This is a genomic window from Campylobacter concisus (genome assembly GCF_015229965.1).
Classification (GTDB): domain Bacteria; phylum Campylobacterota; class Campylobacteria; order Campylobacterales; family Campylobacteraceae; genus Campylobacter_A; species Campylobacter_A concisus_BD.
In genome coordinates this window covers 1-12,151 of the sequence record NZ_JAAKZB010000035.1, presented here as the reverse complement: position 1 = coordinate 12,151, position 12,151 = coordinate 1, and the positions used below count along the sequence as shown (strand labels likewise).

Genomic DNA, 12,151 nt, shown 5'->3' with positions numbered 1-12,151 from the left:
ATTAAGTACTATTTAGATGGCTTTCATTAAAATTTTGCAAATAAAAAAATAATAAATTATTAATTGAATTTTGTTCTAAAAAGAAGTAAAATACACTACCATTTCACTTCAAAGGATAAAAATGTTTTTTATTGAAGACTTAAGATGCGTCGGTAGATTTTTGGCTACTTTTATATCGTTTGTTGTCGGTATCGGAGTTAGTGCTTTGTGTGTCCATTTTTTAAAAGATGATATGTATTCTTTACTATTTGTAGTTGTTATTCCTTTAGTGTATTTTGGGCTTAAATTTTATTCAAAATGCCCAAACTGCAAAAATAGTTTTTGTACCAAAAAAATAGGTCAAGATACGCTGCGAGAAGAATACGCTGCGAGAAGAACTAGTAAAGGGAACTAAAAAAGTAGACAATAAAACAGTAAGTACAACTTTTAGGATAAAAGATATAAAAATTTATACCAAATGCGATAAATGTGGTTTTGAAAATTGTTATACGATAACCGAAAAAAGAGAGGTATAGTTTTTATTAATCTTAAAACATATTAAATAATTTTTAAGTAAAAAGGAATAAATAATGATTAATGAAGATTTTAAAAAATGGGCTTTGGGTTTTAGCGGTTGTGATGGCGGTGACATAGGCAGTCCACAACATCAGAGTATTTGGTTGTGCGGACTGGAATGGGGTGGTGGCTTTAAGCCAGAACAACTAGCTGATGAGTTTAAGAATAACGTTGGTAAGCCACCAACAGGATACGAGAGTCACAAGCTAAATTTAGACTATCAATTTAATACTAAAGCCGTTAAACTGCTTTGTGCACTTAATGACGAGATTGACCACATAAAATTTAACGAAACAGTAAAACCATTTACATATGGAGCAAAAGGATTTTTCAAACTAAACTTGTATCCACTTGCATTTAAAAATACTAGTCATAGTCTCTGGAGCGAGGGGTTTACCAAAGCAACCGGACTAGAAAATAAAAGTGCATACATGCACTGGATAGAGCAAAATCGTTTCCCTATGTTTAGGATGTGGATAAAAGAGTATAAACCGCGCTTAATAATCTGTGTAGGAATAAGCTATAAAAACAAATTTATTACTGCATTTGGTGGAGACGATGTGCAGGTAAATGAAGATATTGCAGGCGATAAGAAATTTTATTACTTCATAAATAAAAACGGTTCTATGATTGTAATAACGTATTTTCTAGGCAATCGATACGGACTAAACTCTGACGTGGCAATAAAAGATACTGGCGAAAAAATAGCTAAAATTCTAGCCCAAAACAATAAAAGTTAAAGGAACTTGAACAAACACAAACAAATATTAAAATACTAGAAAGCTTATTGATCACAAAAAATACTCAAAAAACAAATTTACTAATGGTAAAAATCCATAATGGTATTTAAAATTTAACTATAACTATGTCTTGCTACTACTTCATAAAAAATATAAGGAATGGAAGTAAAATTTAGATACATCACAAGACATAAAAATATCTACTGTGTTTACGAATAATAAAATAAAATCTGATTAAGTTCCACAGTATTTTACAAAAAATAAGAGAGAGAAGTGGCTCCAAATTTTTTAAATTTAACAAGCTTATACGCAGAAATTCCATCGCCAAATTTAAAGTCGCTGTTATGCTCAAAAACTATCATATAAATTTTCTCTTTTTTTAGCTGCGAGATCAAATTTACAAGCTTTTCATAGATATCATCAAAGCCAGCTCTTATATCAAATGGCGGATCAAGATAGAGTAAAACCTTGCCATTTTGCGAATTTACAAGATCAGGCAAAAGCGCAAAGCTATCGCCATTTATAGCTTTTAAATTTGCACACTCTAAGCTAGCAAGATTGCTTTGCGTGATCTTAAAAGCGGCTCTATCTTTTTCGATAGCGATAGCCTCGCGCGCTCCGTTACTAACAGCCTCACTTGCCATCACGCCGCTTCCGCCAAAGCCCTCTATAAATGTAAGCGAGCAAATTTCATCTCTAATGACGTTAAAAAAGGACTCTTTTACGATGCTTTTTGTGCTTCTAGTAGTGCTTAGACTTGGTAGCTCAAGCCTTTTGCCTTTAAATTTACCACTTGAAATTTTGGTGTAGAGTTTCACTGATTTGCCCTTAAAATTTCAAGCAGATCGGCTTTAAATTTATCTATCAAATTTGAGACTTTTTGCTCCAAACTCTTTTCATTTACTATCTGATCTGGCTCTTTTGCCTTTGAAATTTGCGTGGCTGAGTAAAACTCCTCGAGCGTATCAAGAAGAGCGGCTCTTGTGAATGGATGAGAAAGATGAGCGTTCTTACCTATTATAAATAGCGGTTTTTTTGTGACGATCTCACGGTCACTTACTACAAAATCACAATCCTTATGATGAGCGGCTAAATTTCCACAAAAAAGCAGCAAGGTCTTTTGCAGCAAAATGCAGTCGCATTCAAATGAAATTTTCATATCCCGTCCTATAAATTTTGCTCGATTTTAACCTAAATAATCAAAAATTTATATAAATACTAAAGGAATTTAAAATTTTACCGATGTAGGAGCTAGCGTAAGTTTTAAGGAGTAAAACTATGGAAATTTTCAAAGCAGCGGCAAATCAAACACTTGATGCAAACATGAGCACGTCGGCTCAGCGTCAAATTGACAGCAGACCTATCGAGCACTCTGATGTCAAAGTAAATGCCGATAAAAACGGCAAATCAAAGGATGCTAACGAGCTTGACGGACTTAGCAACGAGGATCTTGCTAGAAAGACAAGAGAGGTCACTGATAGGCTAAACTATCAGATGCAGCAGCTCGATACCAATGTAAGATTTGCTTACAACGAGAAGTTAAATTTAATGGTAGTGCAAGTAAAAGACGCCAAAACAGGCGAAGAGATAACACAGCTTCCGAGCAAAGAAGCTATAAAAATCAGCGAGTATTTCAAAGAAAGTATCGGAATACTTTTTGACAAGGAGAGTTAAAAATGGCAGTAGGTAACGTAACAAATTTAGGCATCGGTACAAAAAATAGCGGCCTAAACGATGAGCTTATCAAGAAACTAAAAGAGGCTGATGAGGCTGGACAGATCAAACCACTTACAACAAGGCTAGAGAAAAACGAGCTTAAGCAAAAGGACCTTGCGGCTCTAAAAACTCTTGTTAGTAACGTAAATGTTAGTGGTAAAACACTTGGTGGCGAGGCACTTTATCTAAAAAGAAATACAAATAACGCTGGCAAAAGCGTCACAGCTTCTGCTGCAAACGGCGTTAGCGTACAAAGCTTTAGTATCGATGTGCAAAAACTTGCTCAAAAAGATACATTTCAAAGCAAGAATTTCAAAAATTCTTCAAGCATGGTGGGTGCGACAAATACTGGCTCGTTTGACGTTGAGATCGATGGGCAAAAATTCTCTATCGGTGTGACAAGATCGACAACATATCAAGATATCGTTGATAAGATAAATGACGTAAGTGGCGGTAAATTGCAAGCTAGAATTTTAAATGTTGGTGGCGATAAACCAAATCAAATAATGCTTCAATCAGGCAGCACTGGCGCTACGCAGACTATTAAATTTTCAAACGACACTGCTGGCATCTTAGACAAGCTTGGCTGGGATGATACGCAGTTTCAAGACACAGACGAGCACGGCACAGCGCTAACAAATCCTGATGGCTCGCCAAAGATGACATCAAATTTGGAGAAAAATAGAATTCTAAAAGCGCAAGATGCAGAATTTACATATAACGGCGTAAATATCAAAAGAAGCAAAAATAGCTTTGATGATCTAAGACCTGGTGTAAATATCACGCTAAATGAGACTGGCAAGACAAATGTCAGCATCTCTCAAAACACTGAAGAGGTCGTAAAAGCGGTTGAAGAGTTTATAAAAGACTACAACCTAATGACTATGAACCTTGAGATCGCTACGAAGTATGATGAAGAGAAAGGCGCTGGCACTTTCCAAGGTGTGAGTGAAATTTCAAGCCTTAGATCAAACATCGGACGTCTAGTAAATGGTCAAGATAGCGAAGGCAAAGCGCTAAGTAAATTTGGCATAGTGCCAGATAAAGACGGTCAGCTCCAACTTGATCTAAATAAATTTAATGCAGCTCTTAGCAAAGATCCAGAAGAAATTCAGAAATTCTTCATGGGTTCAAGCAAGACTGAGCCGATAAGCTACATGGGTAACTCAATCGTTAGCACAGGTGCTTTAAATATCCAAGCTGGCGATCTAACGATAAATGGCAAGTCAGTTATATTTTCAACCGCAGCTGGCGGGACAGCTGAGGATAACGCTCTAAAACTTCAACAAGCTATCAATGACGCTGGTATCGACGGAGTCACAGCTAGCCTTGATCAAAGCGGCAAGAGGATCATCTTAAAAAGAAGTGATGGTGAAAACATCGAAGTAAAAGGCAAGGCTTCTGCACTAGCAACTCTTGGTATGAGTGAAGCCACTGTAAATCCGGTGACTAAAAAAACTGATGGACTTTTTACAAAGCTAGCTAATATGCTTGATGGCGCTGTTGGTAAGAAAGGCACTATGATCGCTATGCAAAATCAGCTAAAAGATGAGAGTGAGTCTATCACTAAAAATAAAGAGAGCACTCAAAAGCTTTTAGATGAGAAATATACAACGATGCAAGAGCGCTTCATCAAGTATAACTCTATCATCGCAAGTTTAGAAAATCAGTTCTCAACTCTAAAATCAATGATAGATGCTGAGATAAACAGTAGAAAATAAGAGAGAAAAATGAATCAAAGTGCATATAGTGCATACGCACAGTCGAGTTTCGGGGGCATCGAGTCCCCGACTAAATTAATAGAAATGCTTTATGACGGAATTTTAAAATTTATATTTCGCACAAAAAAAGCGATCGAAGCTGGAGATATAGAGAAAAAAGTCTATTATATAAACAGAGCAAACGCTATCTTTGTCGAGCTTTTAAATTCGCTTGATTATTCTCAAGGCGACGTGGCTCACTATCTTAGCGGACTTTATACAAGACAGATGCAGCTTCTTGCTATGGCAAATATCCAAAACGATATAGCAGCGCTAAATGAAGTAACAAATGTCGTAAAGCAGTTATCAGAAGCATGGAGGGAGGTAACATCAGGTGAATAGCTGGATCAATGAATTTAAGCTAGCGTTAATAAACGAAGATACAAGAAAGCTAGCTGCACTATCACAAAGCTTTAGCGAAGATATGTTTAAAAGCTTAGCTTCGGCTCAAGAAGCACAAGCGCTAATCGGCGGTGCGATAGAGCTTTTTAAAACTAAATCTTCACATATCCAAAACGAGCTTACAAAACTACAAAAAGCTCAAAAATACGTAAAAAATTAATCTAAACTCAAACTTTCAAGGCACGGCAAATTTGCCGGTTTTGTCTTGAAAATCTTTTAAATTTACCAACTGCTTGCTACTTGAAATTTACTCTAAATTTAAGGGAGGCACGGCGTTAAGCCGAGTTCTGTCTTGAGCGATCATTTATCTACGCTTGCTTTTACAAACAAGCTCTAGCGAAGGGTTTTAATATAAGACCAAAACCATCCCTTCTTACTGCAAGTTGGGTTTATATGGCCACGCAAGTTACCAAGCGCGCCGGTGGGCTCTTACCCCGCCGTTTCACCTTTACCGCCAAGGCGGAAGTTTGCTTTCTGTTACACTATCCCTTAGGTTTCCCTAGCCATCCGTTAGATGGAACTTTGTCTTATCGCAGCTCGGACTTTCCTCTTTTGCAAGATGCAAAAGCGACCGCTTACCGTGCCAGAGCGTGATTATATTTAAAAATATATAAATTTACCCTGCGACCAAATTTTTTATCAAATTTTGTAAATTTATCTAAGAAATTTTTTGATTTTTGAGCCTAAATTTTGTCACAACTTGGTATAAAATTAATTTTTTTATTTAATCTTTTTAAAATTTATTTACAAAAACAAGAGTAAAACGCTCCAAATTTCACTTTTTTGTTATTTCTTTTTAAACCTTAAACCAATCTAATAAAATAGACGACAAATCAACAAAACTATATAAATTTAAAATTTAACTCCTCAAAAGCGCAATTTTCTTGCTTTTGCCAAACTATAAATTTTGCTTAAAAAGCTAAATTTAAATAGCAATTTTTTATAAATTTTTACTCCAGTTTCATAAAAGTTATAATTATAAATATAAAGCAAACAAAAATTTAAAATTCGTTATTTTTCCCTAAAATTCTATATGTTTTACGAGAAAAAATTTGTATAATAAACCCTTAAAATCTAAACCAAGGAGGATATAGATGAATTTGCGTAGCATCTTAGTCAAGGTCTCAGCGATCATCGCTTTAGTTCTTGCCATTTGTATGGCTTGCTTTGTATTTTTTATATCACATGTCTTAGAGCGTGAGATCAAGGAGGGAGTAGAAACAACTATCCAGCAAAACGTTGCGCTTGCAATGGACACAGTTGAGCTATTTGATGAAGATAACGAAGACAATGCAAAACTATATATGCATGTCTTAAAAGAGGCTTTAGGTAATATAAGAGCCACTAGCCAAACCATAAAAACAGAAAATGACGACGCTTTAGAGCTTATCTCCGATAAAATGGGTGTGTTAAATAACAACCATGAAATTTCTGATAAGATCAAAAAGCTAACAAACGGCGGTATCCCAACCATCTTTGCGAAATCAGGCAATGAATTTGCTGCTGTATCTACTTCACTTTTACTAGATGATGGCAGTAGAGCGCTTGGTATGCTAAATAAAACAATCTATCCAAAGATGATGAACAAAGAGACATATGTTGGAGCTCTAAATATTTTTGGTAGAAACTATATGTGTGTTTATGAGCCAGTCGTTCAAAACGGCGAGGTTGTAGCAGTTTTATTTATAGGTTATGACTTCACTGAAGGCTTAGAAGATCTTCAAAAGACAATGGCACAAATGAAGCTAGGCGAGCGTGGATACTTCTCAATCTTTAATACAAAGACAAATGTCTATGACATCCACCCAAAACTAGCTGGCAAAGCACCAGAAGGTCAGCTAAAAGATATAGTTGATGACATAGTAAAAACTAAAGAAGGTGTCAAACTCATAAATGTTGATGGAGTTGAGAGAGTGGTTGCGTTTGAGCCATTTGACAAGCTAAACTGGATAGTGCTTGGCTCAGCTGTTACTGATGACTTTTTAACACCTCAAAAAGTGGTTAGCAAAAACTTCATCATTGCAAGCATTATAGTTACATTGCTTCTTATAGTTGTATCTATATTGCTACTTAAAAAACTAGTTGCAAATCCTATTGATAGACTAGGAGCAAATTTAAATGCTATAACATCTGACTTTACTCTTAAAATCCCGATCTACGGCAAAGACGAGATAGCTAAAATAAGTAATGATATCAATAATTTCATAGAGCGCATAAGAGTGCTTATAAGTGACACTAAAAACCTTTCAAGTGAAAACAGCTCAGTCGCAAATGAGCTAAGCTCTACCTCACTTCAAACAGGCAAACGCGTGGAAGAATCAACCCAGATCGTTGAAGAGACAAATCAAAGATGCAAGTCTATGCAAGAAAGTATGAAAGAGTCTCTATCTATAGCTCAAGCTGGTAAAGATGACCTTCAAAAGGCAAGCACTCATATAAAAACAGCTACTGAGGCTATCAGAGCCCTATCATCTCAGATAGTTGATTCTGCTAATGTTGAAAATCAAATGGCAGGTAAGATCGAGCAGCTTAGCCGTGATGCAGAGCAGGTTAAATCAGTCCTTGTAGTTATCAACGATATCGCCGATCAGACAAACCTACTTGCTCTTAACGCAGCAATAGAAGCAGCAAGAGCAGGCGAGCATGGACGTGGCTTTGCAGTCGTTGCTGACGAGGTTAGACAGCTAGCTGAGAGAACTCAAAAAAGCTTAACAGAGATAAATGCAACCATCAACGTTATCGTTCAAGCGATCAACGATAGCAGCGAGCAAATGGGCATCAACTCTAAGCAAATTCAAGAGCTAACCCATGTGGCAAGTGACGTTGAAAAGACGATAAATAATATGAGTGAGACGATGAATAATGCCATAGCGATGTCTGATAAGACTATGCAAGACTACATCGCAACTGGTAAGAATGTAAATGATATCATGGATGGCATCTCAGAGATCAATCAAATTTCATCTGAAAATGCTAGAAGCGTCGAAGAGATAGCTTCTGCAGCTGAACATCTAAATAAGATGACAGATGCGCTAAATACTAAACTTAGCGTCTTTAGAACTTAAGACTTTTACCTATTAAATTTAATGTTTTAGGTCTAGCTTTGGCTAGACCTTCTAAATTTAGCCAGTCCTACTTTTAAAACTATCTTTAATTTTACCCTACTCAAATATATTTTTATGCAAAATTTCTTCTAACACAACCGTGGCGTATGAGCCCTTTTGAAGTGTGAAATTTAAGCTAAAATGAGCGTTTTCTTCGTTGTATTTGTAGCTTGTATTTTCAAGATACGCCCAGTTAAAGCGCCTTGAGCCAGCGATCTTTGAAGTAAGCGAAAATGCCTCAGCAAAAATTTCATCCTCAAGCTCTTTTGCCACGCCGCTTGCCTCATAGGCCTTTGCACCGACTATAAGTCCAAGGCTTGTGATATCGCGCTTAGCAAATCTTTGCGCCTCTTGATCTAAATTTTCGCACAAAAAGAGCTTGCCAAACGGATAGTGCCCTAAAACCTCTCCTGGCAAAAGCTTAAAAAAGCTCTCCTGCGCCTTCATCGCTTTTAGTTCATCTTTGCTAAAGTTTTTATAAATTTCGCCTAGCTCACTTAAGCTAAAGTCGGTTACAAACCTTGAAATTTCGACCCTTTTGCTAAGGTAGCGGTTGAAAAGATCGCTTTGATAGGCTGAGATCAAAAAGTCATTTAGCTTCACATTTTTGCTCTTTTTACCATTTATAGTGCCGTTTTTAAGTAGCTCAAGGCCAGTTGCAGCATTATCGCCAAATTTACCAAATCGCTGGTAGCCAAAGTAGTTTGCATAGCCCATTTTATCGATGCTGACAAAGGCTTGCTCGAGCTTTTTAGCGCTACTTGGCAGCACCTTTTTTAGGCGAATGAAAAAGCTATTGCCCTTTAGATGTCCGATGCGAAGCTTGTTTTTATGTACGTTTAAGTTTAGAATTTTCATCTTTTCGTGGCTAAAGTTTGCAAGCGCGCTCTCAAATTTACGAGGCATCGAGATAAACTGCGTCGTCATGCCCTGCTTGTCTTTTAGCCCAGCATAGCCAAAGTCACGCATTTTTGCCCCTGTAACCTCGCTTAAGGCGTGCAAAGCGTCGCTTGTCGTCATATCTTTTTTAGAAATTTCAACGATCAAGTGCTCGCCGTCACCACTAAATTCATAAAGCGGTATCTCACGCACGACAAAATCATCTGAATTTTTAGAAAAATATGCCTCGATGGGCGTATGAGTAAGCGCATAGAGCGGCTTAAAAGTGGTGGCTTCTTGCATTTTGTCTTAACCTTTTGTGTGAAATTTTGGCAAAAATCGTGATCTTTGTCCTAGTTTTATCGGCGATCCTTTTAATCGCGCTTAAATTTTTAGGGCTAAAGGTAAATAAAACCTCGTACTCCTCGCCGCTACTAAGCTCAAATTTGCTTAGTTTTTTTGTAAATTTAGCGCCCTTTTTGCTAGCCTTTAAAAGCTTGCCAAGGTCGGTTTTTAGCCCGTCTGAGATATCCATGGCAGAGTTTATAAGATAAGCTGCTTTGTAAAAAAATTTATCTCTTAAGATAGGTCTTTTAAATCGTGAGTTTTTAGAAATTTGAGCCAGCCTTAGAAGCGAGTTTAGCCCCTTTTGGCTGCCCCCAAGCTTACCTGTAAATGCAATAAGATCTCCAAATTTAGCATTTTTTCTAAGCACAGCCCTGCCCTTTAGCTCGCCGATCACGCTAACGCTTATGTTTAAAATGGGGCTACTTATCGTGTCACCGCCGATTATCTTTACGCCAAACTCCTCGCACGCCCTATTTATGCCGCTACTTAGCTCGCTGATCTGCCGAGGCGTGAAGCTCTTTGGCAGACTAAGCCCTAGAAGGGCAAACTTTGGCTTTGCATTCATCACGATCGTATCTGAAAAATTTACGATCATCGCCTTATAGCCGATCTCTTCAAGGCTTAGCCAACCAAGCTTAAAGTGCGAATTTTGCGCAAAAATGTCCTTGCTAAATACCATTTTGCCGGCAACCGCCGCATCATCGCCGATATATGCGTTACTAAAGCGTTCAATCGTAAAATTTTCTTTGTCCATTGAGCTATTATAATGAAACTCCTTTTAAATTTAGGATAAAATAAGCCCAAAAAAAGGATAGAGATGCAAAGAGTTGAGATTTTTAGATTTGACGCGAAAAGAGATGTTTTGGCATATTTTAAGCCCTATTTTTTAGAGATTTCAGACTTTGCAAACTTAAACGAGCTTTTTGCCCACGTAAAGAGCATAGACCCCTACTTTAGCCCATTTGAAGGCTTTGTCAAGGTAAATGACGTCGTAGTTAGCACCGCCCAGCCACTTGTAAATTTAGCTCAAAAACTTGGTAGCGAGCTTTGCATAGCCCCGCTTGATGAAAAAAGAGTGGTTTTAGATCTTGCTATAAACGATGATGACTTTTGGGCGAAATTTGAGCCATTTGCTAGCTTTTGCAAAAGGGCCGACAAAGAGCTTTACGCTAGCTTTAAGCCCTATTTTTACGCTGATTTTGTAAAAGACTACGAGCCAAATTTTATAGGAGCTGCCGCGATAATGCTAGCTCATCATCTTTACAAAAATGAGAAAAACGATGAAATTTTAAAGCTAGTTGGCGGTAAAAACGGCGTTTTGATAGCCTGCGAGCTTGATGATTTGCTATTTGAAGGTAGCGAAATTTACAACGAAGCGATTAAATTTTTCAAAGAAATTTTAGGCGTAAAACCTGCTAAAAAGCACGAAAATGAGCTTGAAAAGATAGAAAAACTTAGCAAATTTAAAGAATTTAAGATAGCCATAAAAGATAGACTGCCTGCAAATTTAAGCGCATACAAGGCAAATTTTATAGAGCTAAACGCCAAAACGCCTTGCGGATATGATCTTTTAAAGACCGATGAAGAGCTAGCTTGCAAGCTTGCTAGTAAGATAGTTTTTGCTGCATTTGACAGTGGGGCTGACTTTTTACTGGCAAGTAACGAGGCTGAGTTTTATATCTTTGACACGCTAGCAAAAAAGCTTGAAAAAAGTGCCAACAGAAGCTTGCAAGACTTTTACGTCCTAAGAGCGAGCGAGCTAATCTCTTTTGAAAATGGCGAGATACCTAGCAGCTTAAAAGAGCATGTTTTGAAGGTCGGTTTGTTAAATTTATGAGCTGCGTAAAAAACAAGTTGCAAAAACGCCGTAAATGCTAGGCTGGCAACAAAACTGGTGACCACGCGAGCCTAAAACAACCCAAAAGCACATTTAAAAAATTAAATAGCCAAGTTACGACTATTAGATTTTTAAATTTAAGAGTTTTAAAACCAGCTGCAAGTCTATCAAATTTAAATCTCCTGCGCGATATTTTAAAACTAGCAAAACTTGTAAATTTAGGTTTATGACAAGACTATAACATCTAAAAGGTAAGACGTCGGTAGCCAAAAGTAAATTTTCAAACTAGAGTTGTCAAATTTATGGTCCATTTTTACTAGCCACTTCTAAAAATTTATGCTTACGTTTTGCCTTTCAGTTCAAAATGGCAAAAATTTACTTAAAACAACAGATGATCTTTTAAAAAATGATCTAGTAAAAATTTAATGGCTACATATAAATTTATGGTACCACTACCTATCGATACAAAAATAGCGCGAGCCAAAACAATCAAGCAGATCGTCGCACAATGGCATTATCTAGTAAATTTATAGCCTAAATTTACTGGCTTTATTTTAAATTTTGTCAGGCTTGCTTTTAATTTTGTTCTCTTGTACCAAATTTGTTTTAAAGCAAAAGACCAGCAGGCAAGGTTTTATATTTCAACCCAAAATAAGAGCACAGCCTGACTTAAAATACAATCTATAATTTGCTAGTTTATTTTAAATTCCACAAGCTCACTATTTAAATTTGATCGCTTACATCAACTTTTTTTAAAAGTAAAAGAATAGCAGGTAAGATTTTATATTTAAACCAAAACCTATCAAAAAT

At 36.8% G+C, this 12,151-nt stretch carries 11 protein-coding genes, 1 other RNA gene and 2 pseudogenes; 9 read left to right on the top strand and 5 right to left on the bottom strand.

All coding sequences use genetic code 11. The features are described from left to right. Positions 1 to 121 precede the first annotated feature (121 nt). Positions 122 to 394, top strand: coding sequence for a hypothetical protein (locus G6W43_RS10175; RefSeq protein WP_194169729.1), 273 nt, complete (start codon positions 122 to 124; stop codon positions 392 to 394). A 175-nt stretch (positions 395 to 569) separates the two neighbouring features. Continuing rightward, positions 570 to 1,295 carry a hypothetical protein gene (locus tag G6W43_RS10170; protein ID WP_149712232.1) on the top strand — a complete coding sequence of 242 codons (726 nt, stop codon included), beginning with the start codon at positions 570 to 572 and terminating at the stop codon, positions 1,293 to 1,295. A 251-nt stretch (positions 1,296 to 1,546) separates the two neighbouring features. Here G6W43_RS10170 and rsmD read toward each other — a convergent pair whose 3' ends face one another. Both rsmD and G6W43_RS10160 read right to left on the bottom strand, forming a co-directional pair. After that, positions 1,547 to 2,113: a 16S rRNA (guanine(966)-N(2))-methyltransferase RsmD gene (gene rsmD, locus G6W43_RS10165; RefSeq protein ID WP_194169728.1), complete on the bottom strand. Its 567-nt coding sequence runs from the start codon at positions 2,111 to 2,113 to the stop codon at positions 1,547 to 1,549. Next, a complete protein-coding gene (locus G6W43_RS10160; protein ID WP_103611480.1) occupies positions 2,110 to 2,454 on the bottom strand; it encodes an ornithine carbamoyltransferase in 345 nt (114 codons plus the stop codon). Before G6W43_RS10160 ends, rsmD begins: the two co-directional genes overlap by 4 nt. A gap of 119 nt (positions 2,455 to 2,573) precedes the next feature. Between G6W43_RS10160 and G6W43_RS10155 the strand changes: the two genes are divergently transcribed. From G6W43_RS10155 to G6W43_RS10140, 4 genes are read left to right on the top strand one after another with little or no spacing between them, the layout of a single operon-like run. Next, positions 2,574 to 2,969, top strand: coding sequence for a FlaG family protein (locus tag G6W43_RS10155; RefSeq protein ID WP_021089781.1), 396 nt, complete (start codon positions 2,574 to 2,576; stop codon positions 2,967 to 2,969). Between the two features lie 2 nt (positions 2,970 to 2,971). After that, positions 2,972 to 4,732 (top strand): flagellar filament capping protein FliD, encoded by a 1,761-nt coding sequence (gene fliD, locus G6W43_RS10150; RefSeq protein WP_194169727.1) that lies wholly within the window; start codon positions 2,972 to 2,974, stop codon positions 4,730 to 4,732. A gap of 9 nt (positions 4,733 to 4,741) precedes the next feature. Continuing rightward, a complete protein-coding gene (gene fliS / locus G6W43_RS10145; RefSeq protein ID WP_035143745.1) occupies positions 4,742 to 5,113 on the top strand; it encodes a flagellar export chaperone FliS in 372 nt (123 codons plus the stop codon). Beyond that, complete coding sequence (locus G6W43_RS10140; RefSeq protein ID WP_021085119.1) at positions 5,106 to 5,333, top strand: hypothetical protein; 228 nt, start codon at positions 5,106 to 5,108, stop codon at positions 5,331 to 5,333. The genes fliS and G6W43_RS10140 overlap by 8 nt, the downstream gene beginning before the upstream one ends. A 100-nt stretch (positions 5,334 to 5,433) precedes the next feature. Here G6W43_RS10140 and rnpB read toward each other — a convergent pair. Then, an RNA gene (gene rnpB / locus G6W43_RS10135) (RNase P RNA component class A) lies at positions 5,434 to 5,760 on the bottom strand. A gap of 507 nt (positions 5,761 to 6,267) precedes the next feature. Between rnpB and G6W43_RS10945 the strand changes: the two are divergent. Both G6W43_RS10945 and G6W43_RS10940 read left to right on the top strand, forming a co-directional pair. After that, positions 6,268 to 7,161 (top strand): annotated as a pseudogene (locus tag G6W43_RS10945) (Cache 3/Cache 2 fusion domain-containing protein); the annotation flags it as partial. A gap of 24 nt (positions 7,162 to 7,185) precedes the next feature. Next, a pseudogene (locus tag G6W43_RS10940) lies at positions 7,186 to 8,238 on the top strand (methyl-accepting chemotaxis protein); the annotation flags it as partial. Between the two features lie 96 nt (positions 8,239 to 8,334). Here G6W43_RS10940 and truD read toward each other — a convergent pair. Next, positions 8,335 to 9,459: a tRNA pseudouridine(13) synthase TruD gene (gene truD / locus G6W43_RS10125; RefSeq protein WP_194169726.1), complete on the bottom strand. Its 1,125-nt coding sequence runs from the start codon at positions 9,457 to 9,459 to the stop codon at positions 8,335 to 8,337. Continuing rightward, the gene (locus G6W43_RS10120; RefSeq protein WP_194169725.1) at positions 9,437 to 10,258 is read right to left on the bottom strand and encodes a thiamine-phosphate kinase; all 822 of its coding nucleotides are present in this window, start codon (positions 10,256 to 10,258) and stop codon (positions 9,437 to 9,439) included. Before G6W43_RS10120 ends, truD begins: the two co-directional genes overlap by 23 nt. A gap of 63 nt (positions 10,259 to 10,321) precedes the next feature. On the opposite strand from G6W43_RS10120, the gene G6W43_RS10115 reads away from it, so the two are divergent. Next, a complete protein-coding gene (locus tag G6W43_RS10115; RefSeq protein ID WP_194169724.1) occupies positions 10,322 to 11,341 on the top strand; it encodes a hypothetical protein in 1,020 nt (339 codons plus the stop codon). Positions 11,342 to 12,151: the final 810 nt, after the last annotated feature.